Genomic DNA, 15,394 nt, shown 5'->3' on the forward strand with positions numbered 1-15,394 from the left:
CAGCCTTGTTTCTTTTCAACTAAGTTACTTGACCGTATTATCTCCCGATAAGGTACTTAAAACAATAGTGCCTTCACTATTTCCACTATTTACTTTTTCAGTTGATCTATTTTTCCCAAAGAGTGAATTATCCCCACTTAAAGTACTCAGTCGATACTGAGCAGCTTTTACGTCTTTAACTAAATTATCTCCTGAAGTTGTAGTTAATTTTACTTCATCAGACTGAACTTTATTCAAATTTATATCGCCACTTACTGCAAAAATAGCTAAAGAATCAACAATCAAATTCTTAATATCTGTATCACCACTTACTGTAGTCGTTTTTATCTCACTTAAATGATGACCATCGGGAACTGTAACAACCAAGTTTCCGCTATCATTATGACTAACTACATTTACTTCAATAAAACCTTTTTTCCAAAATTTACCATGGTTACGATCTACATTTGGTTCTTTAACCTCAAGAACATCATTCTTAAATTCTACGCTTGGCTTTTCATCCAAGGGACCACGATAATGAATTTCAAAACTATTACCAAATTCAATCTTAAGATCAATATCAATCAATTCAATATTTAACTTATCAAAACTGTCTTTGCTTAAAACTTCATTAACTAACTTAGCTTTATCTTCTTCATTTTTACTGAAAAACATTTTATATACCTCTTTCATTATTCGTTCATTAATCTTATTTGAATTTAATTTTACTATCAGAGAGATAATTTTCAACGAAATTTAACTAAGTGGTAAAAAATTATATCTAACATGCAAAAAAAGGCAGCTGAGCTACCTTTTTATTAATCCTATTTAAGAAAATTACTTATCATTAACAATAATCAATGACTTAATAGCTTCACGATTGCTCATAGCTTCGTAAGCTTCTTGGATATGATCTAAATCAAAACTCTTAGTAAAGACCTTACCTGGGTTAATCTTACCATCAAGAACTGCTTGCAATAATACTTCCTTATTAGGCTTAGTTACTGATGCAATAGCTCTGCGAAGACCCACGTTCTTCCAAAACAATTGGTTTGACTTAGGTTCTGCATGTGGTACACCTACTCTACCAATAACAGCACCTGGGCGAGCAATTTGACCAGCTTGTTCATCTCGACTAGATACAACATCGATTGCACTGAATTCTTTACTAATTGTGCACGATCATCATGGTGAGATAAAAGAATGATCTTTTCAGCACCTAATAGCTTAGCACCAATTACTCCAGCAAAACCAACTGCACCGTCCCCAATCACTGCTACAGTGTAGCTTGGTTTTACTTCAGCGTTTACAGCAGCATGATAACCAGTTGCCATTACGTCAGACAAAGTTTGAAGGGATGCCAATTGATCATCAGTATAATCTTCTGGCTTAGCATAAATCTTTACTAAACCATAATTAGCTGGTTCATATTTCATGTGCTCAGCTTGATAGCCACCATTAGTTTCTGGCTTTTGATTTAAACAATTATCTTCAAAACCATTAATGCATGCGACACAGTGTCCACATCTATGAGTAAATGGAACAATGACAAAGTCATTTGACTTAATATCTTTTACATCATTGCTGACCTCCTCAACAACACCAATTGCTTCGTGACCAATTAATGAGCCACTTTCACGATCAGCAACCTCTCTAAACCACCATAAATCTGAACCACAAACACTGGCACGAATTACAAGAATAATAGCTTGATTTCTCCATCAATCTGGGGCTTTCTTTTACTTTTACTTTACCAGGTACTACAAAAACTGCTGCTTTCATATCTATATCCTTTCATTTCATCAACTCACATAATTAGGTTAAATGAAAAATCTTCTCAACAAAATTACTGAAAAAAGATGCTACTATTCAAAAAAATGTATAGTATCCACTATTTTCTTACCTCATTAACATCCCCTATTGGGCACTAATTCCGCCATCAATTAAAATATCAGATCCTGTAATAAAGGCTGCCTTATCACTAAGTAAAAATTTACCTAATTCACCAATCTGATCTGGTGTAGCTAGACGCTTGGTTACCATTGAGACAAACATCTTGCGATATCCTTCTCCACGAGGGCCATTAAGTTCATCTAAAGCTAGTGGCGTCATCACAATGCCTCGAGAAATAGCATTAATTCTTGCATCACGTTTTTGCCAATTAACTGATTCTGCAGCTACTCTTAGAACATTTTGTCTTTTTGTATATTGATACGCATAAAGTGAATCAGTAATAACATCTTCTTGTAAAATATCTAAATCTAATAAATCTTCAGCAGGTGTCATAGCTAACTTTTTATTAGCTTTTTCACTCAATTCTGGTAATTTCGACGAACTATTGCTTTCTCGATTGCTCCATTACCAAATAAAACTACAACTTGCTTCTCCATATTTTTGTCCTCTACATTTCTTAATTTTCTGGCGTGTTGATTCCAACACTATCTCGTGAATCTAAATTAAGATCTTCAACTAGTTTTTTAACTAAATCGGCAATTGAAGCGACTGAAACGTCATATCCGCCAAATTCTTCGTCCTTATGCGTAATTTCATAATCAACTGGACCCAGCCAGAACGAATAATAGTGTAATTGTCAGATGCCTCAATTACGTCAGCAGCTTCTCGATATGAACAAAGAACTGGACTTACCTTTTCAAGCGTTCCACCCATTGATAGTAGAACTTCTCCATAGATACCCATAGACGTAATAAAAATACGTCTTTGCACATCATTACGCTTCATTGCTACTACAATATCACGTGCAAATTCAGCCAAATTACCAGACAAGGCAGCAAATACTACCTCTTGTCCCTTCATTGCTTTATCTAAAGCTAAACTATTTGTTACTGAACCAGAAATTATCCTCTCTCTATCTGGATTTATATTTAATCTCTCGGCACTTCTTGAAAAGTGAGTCAAAAAGTCATCAGTTTCACCCAATAATGTTTTTCTAACAGTTGCGCCAACAGTACCAGGAGCTCCAATAATCAATACATTCTTTATTAACAAGTCACCTTTTTTGGATTTCATAGTTAATAATACAGACTAACGTTCTTTCAACCAATCGCAAATTGACTGTCCAATTAATAAGTTTTACTTATAGAAAAAGAGATCAGCTTTACCCACTAATCTCTTTTTCTACTGCTTATTTAATTGTCATCAGATTTTGAGTCATCTTAATCGTTAGTATCATTGCGTTCACTCTTTTTGTTCTTGTCATGATCACGATCTTTATTTTTTGACTCACTATGATCTTTAGCGTGCTTATCCTTGCTATCTTTTTTATCATCAGTTTCTACTTTTAGGATCTTTTGATCTTTAGCGTCGATTTTGACTTCAATTTCCTTATTGTCGTCTTTAAATTCAACTTTCCAAACTGGCTTATTATTGTCCATTTCTAAAGACCACTTAACAGCCTGACCAGAAGCTTTTGTTTGGGCTAACTTTGTAGCCTCACCACGACTCATAAGATTGCTAAGATCTAATGCTTCTTGTTTCTTTTCATCATCAAGTTTCTCTGACTTAGCTTTTAAAATCTTACCAGTATTAGCATCGATTTTAACTTTATATTCTTTTTCTGAATCAAAGCCCTCTACTTCATAAATATATTTATCTTTTTTATTTTTTACTTCAATTTCTTTAATTGATTTAGAGCCAAACTTTTCATTGAATTTATTAATTGCATCACTTTGAGAAATATTGATAGTTGCATTTTTAGTTTGCTGAGTAGTTTGTGCTCCTGTTGAAGCATGAACTTGATTAATTAAGGTTAAACTTGTTCCACCCATTACCAAACCTAAAACTGCAGCTGCCAAAGATAATCTTTTAATATTTGTTTTCATAAATAATGTCCTCACTTTTTTCTTTTTAATTTTTCTTATTACTTAACTTTGTATATTTAGTTTACGAAAAAATGAGGTTCAAAAAACTAAGGATACATATAAATTAAATGAAGATTTTTTCATTTTTCACTTAAAGTGGCAATTCAACTTTAAAAATTATCCCCTTCGGAAGATTAGCAGTAACAATGATTTTTCCATGATATTTTTCAATAATTTCTTTTACAATTGCTAAACCAATACCGGTACCCTTGATTTTACTTGAGTGTGCTTGGTCTTCTCGGTAAAAACGATCAAAAATTTTATCATGATTTTCTTTCTTAATACCAATTCCTTGGTCTTTAACTATTAATACTAAATTTTTATCATCTTTTTCCAATTCTACAGTTACTTTTATGTTATCTTTGGAATATTTTGCAGCATTATCTAATAGATTATGAATAATTAATCGAAAATCTTTCAGCTCAATTGGATAAAAAAGTTTAACAGGACATAAAAGATCAATCGAACAATGATATTCCTGGTCAATTATTTGACTTTCTTTATAAATAACTGAAACAAGATCAATAGATTCAATGGTTTGATGTTGCTTTTTTGCTCTTCCTAGCTCTAACAGTTCATTTACTAATACTTCCATGCGACCAGATTCAGAATCAATATATTTTAATGACTTAGCAATAATCTCCGGATGATCTTTCCCTCGTCGTTTAATCAAATTAATGTGACCACGAATAGCTGCAATTGGCGTTTTCAATTCGTGAGATGCATCAGTAACAAATTGTTGCTCGCGTTTTATTGCTTGCTCTTGATATTCTAATAGATCATTAAAAGACTGTGCCAGATGCCGAATTTCAGCTGGTTCTTGAGGAACAAAAACTTCTTTTTTTGAAATTCTTTGGTTTTCAATTGCAGCAATATCTTGATCAATTTTTTCTAATGGCTGGCTCCATTTTTTTGAAAAACGCTTTATTAAAGGAATTGAAAATATAATTGCTAGCAAATTTAAAATAATAATTGCTAACAGTAAATGCATAATTAGAGTAAATAAATCATTAACATTTAAAATTACAGAAATCTGATATTTATCTTCTTGTTCAGTTTGAAAATAGTACGCGCTATTGTTTAGAAAAACAACATGATTAAAATTTCCTCTACCTCGCGTTTTTTTAAATAATTCTTCACCATCTTCAGAATAAACTGTCTTTCCCTTAGGTGTCTTCACAGCGATAGCATCGTTACTTTGTCGAGCAAGATATGCATTAAGAAATAATTTCCACTCTTTTTTATTTTTATGATCATCGTGATCGCTAATATTGTCCCTAACTGTATCAATAACCTCTTCTGCTTGTTGGTGGGCATTATTATAAATAAATGTTATCGAAATCGCAGCAAAAGTTAAATTTACTAACAAAAGAAGAATAATAAATAGACTCAAAAAAAGACGCGTTAATTGCTGCGAAGTAGTTTTTATTTTTTTACTCATTATCATCCGGCTTTCTCAGACAATAACCATAACCACGCACGGTTTTAATTAAATTACGATACGTTCCTAACTTAGTCCGCAAAGCTCTAACATAAACATCAACTGTATTAGTTTGACCTACAAAATCATAGCCCCAAACAATATCTAATAACACATCCCTACTTTTAACTTTCTCAGGGTCATTCATTAACTCACACATTAATGCATATTCTTTTGGAGTGAGATAGATTTCTTTTCCATCACACCAAAATTTATGAGAAATTAAGTCAATTTTTAGAGCACTAAATTCTAAATTAGAACTAATAGTCTGCTTCTTTTCACGCTCTAGTCTTCTAAGTATCACTCTAATTCGAGCAAAAAGCTCTTCTATTTCGAAAGGTTTAGTCATATAATCGTCTAACCCTTGATCTAAAGCATTACTAATATCGGAAGCTTGATTTCGAGCAGTCAGCATTATTATTGGAACATCGCTGACCTTTCTAATTCTTCTTAACACGGTAATTCCATCATAAATCGGTAACATCCAATCTAACAGAATTAAAGTTGGCTTTTCCTTTTTAAAAAGTTCTAGTCCATCTTTGCCATTTTGTGCCCAAAATACACTGTAGCCTTCTAATTCAAGTTCAGGTTGAATAAAGCTTGCTAGGCTTTCTTCATCTTCAACTAATAAAATTTTTATATCCTTCATTTTAACTCCTAAAACTACATAAATTACTTCTTCAAAATATCTGCAAATTCTTCAGTGTAAAAGCCGGAATTATCTACTTTCCAAAAAGCATAATATTGTTGAATCATTTGTTGATTTCCATTTAATAAAAATATTTTCTTTATTTGGTCATTTTTGATACTTTTTCCAGTTCTTTCATTAGTCAAAAAATATCCTGCCCCCGAAATCACCTGCATAAGCGCTTTATCGTAAGTTCCAACTAGTTTAAAGTTACTTTCGATTCCGAGAACTGTACGGCAATATTCAAGCTCAGTATCTATTTCACTATTTCCAACAATTAAAATGTATGGAAATTCAGCTAATTCATGACTAGTTATTTTCTTACTGCCACGAACCAAACGTTTATTTATTACTATTTCAAAACTAGAACTAGTTAAGTATTCATTAACATATTTATTGGATGGCGCACGTCGTAAATCACTGAAATTCAAATCAATCCGATCATATCAAAGACATCTGAATAATTCTTCATGATTTCCAGAATGAATACGTCCCTTTACTTCAGGATACTTTTTAGAAAACTCGGTTACTGCTTGTAAAAACTCGCTAGTACCAAAATCTCGTAAATATCCTAGTTTCAAAGTATAATTGTCTTTCTCTCGTCCACCAATTTGCTTAGTCTGGTCAATTAAAAGATTATAATTAGCCAATAAATCCTGGCCATGTTGATAAAAATATTGACCTGCTGGTGTCACAATAAAACTTCTACCCTTTCTTTATAGAAGTTTTACTCCGAGATTACTTTCTAACTCTTTAATTTGCTGTGAAATTGCCGACTGCGAGATATGATATTCTTCAGCTGCTTTAGTAAAATTTTCATTTTTAACGACAGAGATAAAATAAATAATTTGATTCAAATTTGTCTCCCCTAATTATTCGAATTTAGGTTGCCATTCTGGATCATTATTTGCATCAAAGCACATTGTAATTTGTTCTTTAGTATTTCTACCAAGCGAAAGATGTGGCAAGTTATTTAAAGAAAAATAATTACAAGCATCTGTTTCATCATTTGGCGTAAACTTTCCACTAATTTCCTTACATAAATAAAATATTTTCGTAATATTAGTCGCAATAACAGGCTTATTATGATGATTTCGATCTTGCACTGCAATAATCTTAATCGGTTCTACTATTCTTCCCGCTTCTTCACGAGCTTCTTTAACACAATTCTGGGCAGTCGTTTGATCATAATCATTCCAGCCACCAGGCAATGACCACTCCTGTGTCTTTTTTTCACGAACAAGCAATATTCTATTATCTTTAAAAATTGCAGCTCGTGTATCAATTTTTGGAGTTTGATAACCCTCATCTCCTAAGAAAAGTGTCTTAAGTTTTTCTTTCGGAATTCCAGTTCTAGCCGACATCATTTCACCAGCGATTCGCCGAATCTCTTCATAACGTTCACGATCAAACACATCGTGACCATAGTGTAAACCTGCTTGAGCTAAACTTTGTAAATCCATCGCCCAATTTGCAATTTGATCATTTGTCTTCATTCTTTAATCACCTAAAATTTTATAGTTAAACTAATGACTAGCAATATAGTCTTGTAATTCGCCTAGCTTATCGATTTTAAAAGTAAAAACTTGCATGCCTAATTTCTTTGCTGCATTAGTGTTTGCCTTTAAATCATCAATATATAAACTTTCTTCTGGCTTTAACATATAACGAGCAAGCAATTTTTCATAGATTCTTCTATCTGGCTTCATTAACTTTTCTTGCGCTGAAAAAACATAACCGTCAAAATAATTACCCATTTCAGAATCTTTGACAAAATTGGCAAACTTCATCCCTGTATTAGACAAACCATAAATCTTGTAGCCATCTTTACGCAATTGCTCAATATAATTAAAAACTGGTTCATAAAAATCTATATTTTCTGGCCAAGTTTCCATAATTTGATTAACTTTTTTCTTTAAATTATCCGGAACCCGATTAATAAAAATATTTGTAGCTTGTTTTTCATCGATCTTACCAGCGTCAATCTCTGACCATTCTTTTGATTCAAAAATAGTTTTTCTTAATAAGTCATGCTCCTGGCGATTTAATTCATAATGATTCAAAATCTCATCAGAATTATAATTCATAATTACGTTGCCAAAATCAAAAACAATATTTTTTAGCATTCGATTGCCCTCTATCATTCATAATCTATAACTAAAATATGCGCTTTTAATAAAAATCTTGCAAGAAACTGCCTAACTTGTATATAATATTTCAGCACTTTACTTTTACTATAATTATTATCCCATTAATGATGATTGGCTATTAATAAATTGATGCAGATAAAGTTTTGTTATAATTATTAAAGCTAGCTTATTTATTAGAGGAGTAACTCATGCTAAGAAATCCCAGAAAACACAATTTCGATCAATTTTCAGATCAAGAAAAAGAAAAATTAAACAACGTTAAAAAAGAATTAATTGAAGCTCAAAAAAATGAGCCTGAAAGTCTACGGGAACACTTGCAAGCTTTTAATGATGGTGTAATGGCAATCATCATTACAATTATTGTTTTAGAAATTCAGCCTGCACTGCATGAAGTTCATTATCAACAGTTCATCAATAATATTATCGTCTTTCTAATCACTTTTTTTATTGTGGCAGACTTTTGGTATGATCTGCACTTAGCATTTTCTTACTACATTTTTAAGCCATCAAAAACAATTGCTATTTTAGACTTCTTTTTCTTAGCTGACTTGTCGCTTTTACCAGTCATGACAAAATGGATTATGGCAGAAACTTCTACTTTTGCTGTAGCAAATTTTGGAATTGTATTTTTAATTGCTAAGATTTTAGAATATTTAATTCAATATTTTGGAGCTAGAAAAACAGCTAAATATTCGCAAATAATGAACATTATTATAAGTCGATCCTTAATTAGAAAAATGTTCATAACTTTATTCTTGAATATTATACTAATTGTCTTATCATTGTTTAATGCTAAATTAGCAATGATATTATATCTAGTTATTCCAGTTATTTCATTCCTATTCCCAGTCAAACGCACTAAAATAATGTAATCAAAAAGGCACTAGTAGACTCATCTCTGTAAAAAATCTACTAGTGCTTTTTCTATCTATTCTTATCTTGTTCCTTGCAGTGGCTCTTGCATACGCATTCCTTGTCATTCACCATTTTGCAATGACAAATACCATCTTTTCCAGCGCAAGGACAACCTTTCTGACAATTCATTCCTTTGTGACAATATTCATTTTTCATTTTCATCGCCTCTATAGTATATTATGTTCGCAATATTCCACTTTAGCAAATTTTCTATACTAAGAACAACTAATCATATTGCTTCACTATCTCTTTTAATTGTTTAAGATAGCTTTCTTTTAATTCACCAGGATAAATAATTTTTACATTACTACCCATGCTTCATATTGCTTAAAACTAGCTACTAACTCTTTTCTATTAATTAAACTATCTTGACTAATAGCTATTGCAACTTTTTGAAATTTATCTAGTTTTAAAATCTTCCAAGTTGCTGATTTTTCATTATAAGCATGACAGAACCAATTTTCTGCTTGAAAAAATAGATCCAATAATTGGAAATTTTGCTCTTTATTTGAATTTTGCGCACTTTGCACATTAATTTGCCTAATATTAATACAAGCATCAATTAAAGTTTCAAAGTACTTTACCTTATTCAAACTAGGTTGACTATTAAAATGAACTACTTTATCTTGAAGTTTAATCTGTTCTTGTAGTCTATACGATAAACTTTTAAGTAATTTCTGCTTAATTTGATTATATTCATTACTGTAAGGAGTAGTAGAAATCTTTTTAATTGCTTCTAAGGCAAAGAAAATTGCATTTATTTCTTGCGTATTAAATCTAATTGGCGTTAGAAGTTTATTATTAGTTAAGTGATAACCGCCTTGACGACCTGCTTGCGTATAAAATGACAACCCCAATTGCTCTAAATCTGTAATATCACGCAATGCTGTTCTTTCTGAAATTGAAAAGTGATCTTCTAACTCCTTTAAATGAAATATTTTCTTGTCACTCAAATAAATTAATTCTTGATTTAGTCTTTCTGATTTTTTCATAATTTCAATTTATTCCGTCAAAAATGTCAGTATTTTCTTATATAAAAATTCTACTGGATAAAAACGACAAGAAAGGATTTAATTATGATAGACATTTTAAATAATCATACAAGTAATCAGGAGTTTTTAGATTTTGCAGTAAATCAAATCCATAATGTTGATATAGTAACAACTCATCAGGGCGAACCAAGTGCACAAGTATGTGATTTATTGCTTAATAAAAACGGCAAATTATATATTGCTACTTCTAGCCAAAATCCATTCTTTCAAGACTTAATTAATCAGCCAAAAGTTATCATCAACGGTTATAAGGGAAACGGCACGATAGATTCTTGTGGCTTTTCAATTAGAGGAACAATTAAAAATATTAATCACCAATACATAGACGAAATTTTCGAAAAGAATACCTATCTTAACGAAATTTATGCAGATGATATTGAAGCTGCTAAAGAAGATTTAAGAGTTTTAGAAATCACACCACAAAGCGCAGATTATCTTGATCACCGCACTACTCCTATTTTTATGAGGAAATTTGAATTCTAAAAATATCAAAAAATGTCGATAGACCACTATATGAATCTACCGACATTTTTTAATTATTTTTGGCACTTAAAAAACCAACGAGTTGCATTTTTATCTTTCATTTCTAAGCTAAAATCAGAACCTACTTCAATAGAAGTAAAACCTGCCTGCGTTAGCATCGATTTAATAACTGGCAATTCATAAGATCTTTCATAATGAGTTTCAGACAAACGATTGTACTTCCCATCTTCCATTCTATTAAAGAAAGTCAGATCGTGAATTACACCATGCTCAACATCATCATCCGCATAACTTTGCCACATAAAGGCTCTTGAATAATCATCATCTTGATAGTTATACATAAAGCCCGGATACACATCATCAGTCTGATGTGGCGTAATTACATCAAAAAGAAAGACACCGTCCTTCTCTAAATGATTAGCAACTTCTGAAAATACCTGAAGCAAATCATTTTCATCATCCAAATAACACAGTGAATCTGCATAACACGTAATTACATCATACTTTTCAAGGCCACTCAAATCTCGCATATCAATTTCAATTAACTGCATAGAAACATTGTTTTCAATGCTACGTTGACTAGCTAAACTGAGCATTTCATCGGAAAAGTCTGCCACGGTGACATTTAAACCATCATTTGCTAATAAAATAGCTAATCGTCCACTACCACCAGCCAAATCAAGCAAATTACAATCTACCTTTTTAATATTAGCCAAAGTGAATTTTTCCCAATTTTTATACATATCTGAATCAAATAACTGATCATATAATTGAGCGAAAGTTTGATATATCATTTTCTAAATCCAATCTTTACAGAACTTATCTATAATTCTCTCATTAATTTGAAACAATGGCGATAAAATTTGGACTTTATTATCTAATTTTATATTCTTGCTCATTTTAAAATCAAAAATTCTAGTATAAAAATTAAATTTTCTTCACACCATAAATAAAGGATTGAAAATCTCCTGAGACTTGTGCCATCTTCTGGTTTCAGCCATTTAATTAATATGGTAAACGTAAATCTAACTCTGTTAACACTTGTCCTTGAAGTCTTATTTCTGCGTTGACTGACTATTCAACTTTGTTAGATAAACCTGGCAACTTTAAATAATGATCTAAGGTTTCATTTGGCCGTGCTAATTTTCTATAAAAGCCTACCACTTGTTCAGGAACTTTTCTCATACTCCATGCGTAGATGTTCTGATCATCTCCGATTGGTAATAACTGACTAAATTTACCATTTACTAAAAGATCTCTTCTTTGCTTGTACCAACTAATATGTTGCTTAATTGCATCTTTTTCTTCATCATCTAGCTGAGTTAGATCTAATTCATATCCTAATGGGCCAAAAGAATTAACGTCTTGTCTGAATTTCAAACCAGTTACTCGTTTTATCTAATCATTTGGAACTGATTGCTAAACGTCGACAAAGGGCTTTGAAACGATCTTTTCTGCCACCGCAGAAGAAAAAAACTTTACCACTAAGGGGTCAAGCTCAAACTGTTCTTTGATTAAGATTGCTAGGTCATCAATGCCTTTACGCAAGTCAGTCTTACCACAAACGATATAGACTTGGCCCAAGTCACTAAGCTTAATCATGACAAAATCTTTTCTAAAAGCTTATTCATAATTCCAGGATCTAAACTCCTATAGAAGCTTAGTTCTAAGTCATTTTTCTTCAAGCCAAGCAACAGATTATTACGTGTTGGACGAGTCTTTTTCGGTCTCACTGGATGGTTTAATGCCACAATTGGCTGTTGTTTTTCAATCATATTCTTAACCTCCATTAATTTGATGAGATTAGAATACCTGAAAAATAAGGACTAAAAAAGATACTCGGTTATATGACGCTTACTATTCTACTTAATAAATATATAGAAAAAGGCGATATTCCTTCCCAGAAATATCGCTCTTTTCGTATCAACTATTTATGATTAGTTATTCTTTTTTCTCTTGTCTCCTAATCCAAACAATGAGAATACACCTGCTAAACCAAGAAGTGCTGCGCCTGCTAACGTTAAGTTAGAGTTATTCTTCTTACCAGTTTGTGGTAAAGTAGCCTTCTTGTTTACTGGAGTGCCATTCTTATGACGAACAGCATTTCTCTTAGGTTGAACTGAATTTGTAATTACAGTTTGTTCCTTACTTTCACTCTCAGTATTAGTGCTTACTTGGTTAGTGTTCTGAGCAGTATTGTTTTCTTCATTATTGTGATCTGGAGTTACATTAGTTGAAGAATCATGACTTTCAGTATTGCTGTTGTCAGCAGTACGAGCTGGAATCTTCACAGCTTCGATGGCTTTAATACCAGCTTCGGCTTCAGCATCAACCTCTGCATTTGTTGTAGCATTGAATACCTTTGTCTTAGTCTCAGTAGCAATATCAGTAATTTGACTGATTAATTCGTCTTTTTGCTTTTGATCAAGATCAGCTGCATTGATTTCATCAGTCTTCTTCTCCAAAGCATCATCGATTTCCTTAATAGCATCATCCTTGCTTTCAACTAAGCTTGGAACTTGAATGCTATTAATGTCTTCTAAGCCCTCAGTCTCTGCTTCTTTAACATCATCATTTGTTTGAGCATTATTAATGACCTTAGTAGCATTATCAGCCACTTGGTTTACTTGGTCAATTAAGTTTTGCTTCATTTGATCAGTTAAATTATCAGCCTTATTGATTTCGTCAATCTTAGCTTCCTTAGCAGAGTTAATTGCTTCCTGAGCATCTTTTTGGACACTATCTAAGGTTGGAAGGAACAAGTTAGTAATTTGATCAATTGCTTTATCACGAGTGTCAGTAATAACTTCATTTGTAGTTGTTGCTGGATCGTTAAGCTTATTAATTGCGTCTTGAGCAATCTTATTCACTTGATCAATTAAGTTCTTTTGTTCATCTGTACTTAGATTCTTAGCTTCTTCAATTTGACTGTTCTTAGCTTTTTGAACTTGCTTAATTGCGTCAATTGCTGCCTGTTTAGTTTCAGTTAAACTTGGAACGTTAACATTTGCAATATTTTCAATTCCCTTGTTTTCTGCCGCAGTAACAGCCGCATTAGTAGTTGCATTGTTAATAACAGCCTTAGCAGCATTGGCAATTTCAGTTGCTTGATTGATTAAATTAGCTTTTTCTAAATTACTTAAGTTAGATGCATGATTAATTTCATCCTTCTTAGTGTTCAAAGCATCTTCAATTGCAGTATTTGCTGCCTTCTTAGAATCTTCTAAGTTAGTGAAGTGAATATTGTTAATATCAGCAACACCCTTATCTTCGGCAGCTTCAACTGCAGTATTAGTAGTTGCACTGTTGATAGCAGCCTTAGCAGCATTGGCAATCTCAGCTGCTTGATTGATTAAAGCAGTCTTTTCTGAATCAGTTAAGTTAGATGCGTTGTTAATTTCATTCTTCTTAGAATTCAAAGCATCATCAATTGCTTGATTTGCATTCCTCTTAGCATCTTCAATACTTGGAATTGAAACATTTTCAATGTTCTTAACTCCAGTATCTGCAGCTTCCTTAGCTTCATCATTAGTTTGAGCATTATTGATTTCATTAATTGCTTCAGTAGCAACCTTCTTTGCTTGATCAATAAGCTCTTGCTTTTCGTCTTGACTTAAGTTAGATGCGTTATTGATCTCCTCTTGCTTTTCATTTAAGGCTTTGTTGATAAGATCAATACTTTCCTTCTTGATGTCGGATAAACCTGGAACAGTAATGTCTGTAATAGCTTTTTCACCATCAACTTGAGCAGTTTCAACTTCTGAATTAGTAGTTGCATTGTTGATATTATCTTTAGCAGTAGTTGCAGCTTCAGTTGCTTGATTGATTAAAACAGTCTTTTCTTCAGAAGAAATGTTAGTTGCATTATTGATTTCATCCTTCTTGTTCTTCAAAGCCTGATCAATTGCAGCATTCGCTGCGTCCTTAGCTGGAGAAGTAGTTGGAACGTTAATATTATTAATGTTCTTAACTCCTTCTTCTTGAGCACGAGTTACTTCTTCAGGAGTAGTTGCTTCTGCAATCTTTTGTTTTGCATTATCTGCTTCATTATTGATTAGATCAGTGTAAGCTTGTTTTTCTTCATCAGTTAATGAATCGCTGATTTCCTTAAGCTTACCAGCAGCTGCATCGTCGATAGCTGCATTAGCAACATCTTGATCAATTGCTAATTTTCCATCATCGACTGCCTTCTTAACGTCGTCGTTACTCTTAGCATTATCAATTGCTTCTTGTGCTTTCTTAGCAGCAGAGTCAATTTGATCTTTAGCTGCTTGTTTTTGCTCATCAGTCAAGTTGTTATCTTGATCAATTGCCTTCTTAGCTTCATCAACTTCGTTGTTAAGATCAGTAGTTGCTTGTTCCTTAGCTGCTGATTTAGCTGAGATTTCAATACTATTGATCTTGTCAATGCCGTTGTTTTGAGCTTCAGTTACTGCAGCGTTGGCAGTTGCATTATCAATGGCAGTATTAGCAGCATTTTGTGCATCAGCAACTTCTTGCTTCAATGCAGCTTTTTCTTCAGCTGTTAAGTTTGAAGAATCAATTGCATTGTTCTTAGCGTCTGCAGCTTCGGCTACTGCCTTCTTAGCAGCTTCTTTGGCTGCTGATTCGGTTGGTACTTCAGTATCATTGATATTCTTAATACCATTTTCTTGTGCAGTACTTACAGCTTCTGGAGTAGTGGCAGCCTTAATTGCTTCTTTAGCAGCTTGAGCCTTTTGATCAACTTGGTTGTTTAAAGCATCTTTTTCTTCATCAGTTAATGATGA

18 protein-coding genes and 2 pseudogenes are annotated in these 15,394 nt (G+C 32.6%); 2 read left to right on the top strand and 18 right to left on the bottom strand.

What is annotated here, in order from left to right; all coding sequences use genetic code 11:
- Positions 1-24: 24 nt before the first annotated feature.
- The 12 genes and pseudogenes from FD18_RS07230 to FD18_RS07275 all read right to left on the bottom strand — a co-directional run bounded on the left by FD18_RS07230 (position 25) and on the right by FD18_RS07275 (position 8,151).
- The gene (locus FD18_RS07230) at positions 25-654 is read right to left on the bottom strand and encodes a DUF4097 family beta strand repeat-containing protein (RefSeq protein ID WP_057719263.1); all 630 of its coding nucleotides are present in this window, start codon (positions 652-654) and stop codon (positions 25-27) included.
- A 162-nt stretch (positions 655-816) separates the two neighbouring features.
- Positions 817-1,761: pseudogene (locus FD18_RS07235) on the bottom strand (alcohol dehydrogenase catalytic domain-containing protein).
- Between the two features lie 135 nt (positions 1,762-1,896).
- Positions 1,897-2,295 (bottom strand): SDR family oxidoreductase, encoded by a 399-nt coding sequence (locus tag FD18_RS07240; protein ID WP_057719264.1) that lies wholly within the window; start codon positions 2,293-2,295, stop codon positions 1,897-1,899.
- A 94-nt stretch (positions 2,296-2,389) separates the two neighbouring features.
- A pseudogene (locus FD18_RS07245) lies at positions 2,390-2,979 on the bottom strand (NAD(P)H-binding protein).
- 173 nt (positions 2,980-3,152) lie between these two features.
- Positions 3,153-3,818 carry a PepSY domain-containing protein gene (locus tag FD18_RS07250; protein ID WP_057719265.1) on the bottom strand — a complete coding sequence of 222 codons (666 nt, stop codon included), beginning with the start codon at positions 3,816-3,818 and terminating at the stop codon, positions 3,153-3,155.
- Positions 3,819-3,948: 130 nt separating this feature from the next.
- Complete coding sequence (locus tag FD18_RS07255; RefSeq protein WP_057719266.1) at positions 3,949-5,298, bottom strand: sensor histidine kinase; 1,350 nt, start codon at positions 5,296-5,298, stop codon at positions 3,949-3,951.
- Positions 5,291-5,986, bottom strand: coding sequence for a response regulator transcription factor (locus tag FD18_RS07260; RefSeq protein WP_057719267.1), 696 nt, complete (start codon positions 5,984-5,986; stop codon positions 5,291-5,293). The genes FD18_RS07255 and FD18_RS07260 overlap by 8 nt, the downstream gene beginning before the upstream one ends.
- A 23-nt stretch (positions 5,987-6,009) precedes the next feature.
- A complete protein-coding gene (locus FD18_RS10230) occupies positions 6,010-6,456 on the bottom strand; it encodes a hypothetical protein (protein ID WP_157053619.1) in 447 nt (148 codons plus the stop codon).
- A gap of 15 nt (positions 6,457-6,471) precedes the next feature.
- On the bottom strand, positions 6,472-6,720 hold the full coding sequence (locus tag FD18_RS10235; RefSeq protein ID WP_094502963.1) for a hypothetical protein: 249 nt from the start codon (positions 6,718-6,720) through the stop codon (positions 6,472-6,474).
- Between the two features lie 21 nt (positions 6,721-6,741).
- On the bottom strand, positions 6,742-6,882 hold the full coding sequence (locus FD18_RS10240) for a helix-turn-helix domain-containing protein (RefSeq protein WP_094502964.1): 141 nt from the start codon (positions 6,880-6,882) through the stop codon (positions 6,742-6,744).
- A 15-nt stretch (positions 6,883-6,897) separates the two neighbouring features.
- Positions 6,898-7,521, bottom strand: a complete 624-nt coding sequence (locus FD18_RS07270; protein ID WP_057719268.1) for an NUDIX hydrolase N-terminal domain-containing protein — start codon at positions 7,519-7,521, stop codon at positions 6,898-6,900.
- A 30-nt stretch (positions 7,522-7,551) separates the two neighbouring features.
- The gene (locus FD18_RS07275) at positions 7,552-8,151 is read right to left on the bottom strand and encodes an HAD family hydrolase (RefSeq protein ID WP_057719269.1); all 600 of its coding nucleotides are present in this window, start codon (positions 8,149-8,151) and stop codon (positions 7,552-7,554) included.
- 212 nt (positions 8,152-8,363) lie between these two features.
- Here FD18_RS07275 and FD18_RS07280 point away from each other — a divergent pair, with 212 nt between their 5' ends.
- Entirely contained in the window at positions 8,364-9,047 is a 684-nt protein-coding gene (locus FD18_RS07280) for a TMEM175 family protein (protein ID WP_057719270.1), read from the top strand.
- Between the two features lie 342 nt (positions 9,048-9,389).
- Here FD18_RS07280 and FD18_RS07285 read toward each other — a convergent pair whose 3' ends face one another.
- On the bottom strand, positions 9,390-10,082 hold the full coding sequence (locus FD18_RS07285) for a helix-turn-helix transcriptional regulator (protein WP_235499907.1): 693 nt from the start codon (positions 10,080-10,082) through the stop codon (positions 9,390-9,392).
- An 84-nt stretch (positions 10,083-10,166) separates the two neighbouring features.
- Here FD18_RS07285 and FD18_RS07290 point away from each other — a divergent pair, with 84 nt between their 5' ends.
- Entirely contained in the window at positions 10,167-10,625 is a 459-nt protein-coding gene (locus FD18_RS07290; protein ID WP_057719271.1) for a pyridoxamine 5'-phosphate oxidase family protein, read from the top strand.
- Positions 10,626-10,678: 53 nt separating this feature from the next.
- On the opposite strand, the gene FD18_RS07295 is transcribed toward FD18_RS07290, so the two are convergent.
- The 5 genes from FD18_RS07295 to FD18_RS07310 all read right to left on the bottom strand — a co-directional run.
- A complete protein-coding gene (locus FD18_RS07295) occupies positions 10,679-11,419 on the bottom strand; it encodes a class I SAM-dependent DNA methyltransferase (RefSeq protein ID WP_057719272.1) in 741 nt (246 codons plus the stop codon).
- Between the two features lie 280 nt (positions 11,420-11,699).
- Positions 11,700-12,005, bottom strand: coding sequence for an alpha-galactosidase (locus FD18_RS10245; RefSeq protein WP_057719273.1), 306 nt, complete (start codon positions 12,003-12,005; stop codon positions 11,700-11,702).
- A 39-nt stretch (positions 12,006-12,044) separates the two neighbouring features.
- Positions 12,045-12,227, bottom strand: a complete 183-nt coding sequence (gene tnpB, locus FD18_RS07305) for an IS66 family insertion sequence element accessory protein TnpB (protein ID WP_148138395.1) — start codon at positions 12,225-12,227, stop codon at positions 12,045-12,047.
- Entirely contained in the window at positions 12,224-12,400 is a 177-nt protein-coding gene (locus FD18_RS09870; protein WP_164477440.1) for a hypothetical protein, read from the bottom strand. The genes tnpB and FD18_RS09870 overlap by 4 nt, the downstream gene beginning before the upstream one ends.
- A 162-nt stretch (positions 12,401-12,562) precedes the next feature.
- The coding region (locus tag FD18_RS07310; protein WP_200953893.1) for a DUF1542 domain-containing protein at positions 12,563-15,394 on the bottom strand (2,832 nt) is incomplete at its 5' end.

It is taken from the genome of Lactobacillus taiwanensis DSM 21401 (genome assembly GCF_001436695.1).
GTDB classification, from domain to species: domain Bacteria; phylum Bacillota; class Bacilli; order Lactobacillales; family Lactobacillaceae; genus Lactobacillus; species Lactobacillus taiwanensis.

What these genes read in the sequence shown, in the direction of transcription:
- FD18_RS07230 (WP_057719263.1), bottom strand. Translation starts at nt 654, where the DNA reads ATGTTTTTCAGTAAAAATGAAGAAGATAAAGCTAAGTTAGTTAATGAA.
- FD18_RS07250 (WP_057719265.1), bottom strand. Translation starts at nt 3,818, where the DNA reads ATGAAAACAAATATTAAAAGATTATCTTTGGCAGCTGCAGTTTTAGGT.
- FD18_RS07255 (WP_057719266.1), bottom strand. Translation starts at nt 5,298, where the DNA reads ATGAGTAAAAAAATAAAAACTACTTCGCAGCAATTAACGCGTCTTTTT.
- FD18_RS07260 (WP_057719267.1), bottom strand. Translation starts at nt 5,986, where the DNA reads ATGAAGGATATAAAAATTTTATTAGTTGAAGATGAAGAAAGCCTAGCA.
- FD18_RS07270 (WP_057719268.1), bottom strand. Translation starts at nt 7,521, where the DNA reads ATGAAGACAAATGATCAAATTGCAAATTGGGCGATGGATTTACAAAGT.
- FD18_RS07275 (WP_057719269.1), bottom strand. Translation starts at nt 8,151, where the DNA reads ATGCTAAAAAATATTGTTTTTGATTTTGGCAACGTAATTATGAATTAT.
- FD18_RS07280 (WP_057719270.1), top strand. Translation starts at nt 8,364, where the DNA reads ATGCTAAGAAATCCCAGAAAACACAATTTCGATCAATTTTCAGATCAA.
- FD18_RS07285 (WP_235499907.1), bottom strand. Translation starts at nt 10,082, where the DNA reads ATGAAAAAATCAGAAAGACTAAATCAAGAATTAATTTATTTGAGTGAC.
- FD18_RS07290 (WP_057719271.1), top strand. Translation starts at nt 10,167, where the DNA reads ATGATAGACATTTTAAATAATCATACAAGTAATCAGGAGTTTTTAGAT.
- FD18_RS07295 (WP_057719272.1), bottom strand. Translation starts at nt 11,419, where the DNA reads ATGATATATCAAACTTTCGCTCAATTATATGATCAGTTATTTGATTCA.
- tnpB (WP_148138395.1), bottom strand. Translation starts at nt 12,227, where the DNA reads ATGATTAAGCTTAGTGACTTGGGCCAAGTCTATATCGTTTGTGGTAAG.
- FD18_RS09870 (WP_164477440.1), bottom strand. Translation starts at nt 12,400, where the DNA reads ATGATTGAAAAACAACAGCCAATTGTGGCATTAAACCATCCAGTGAGA.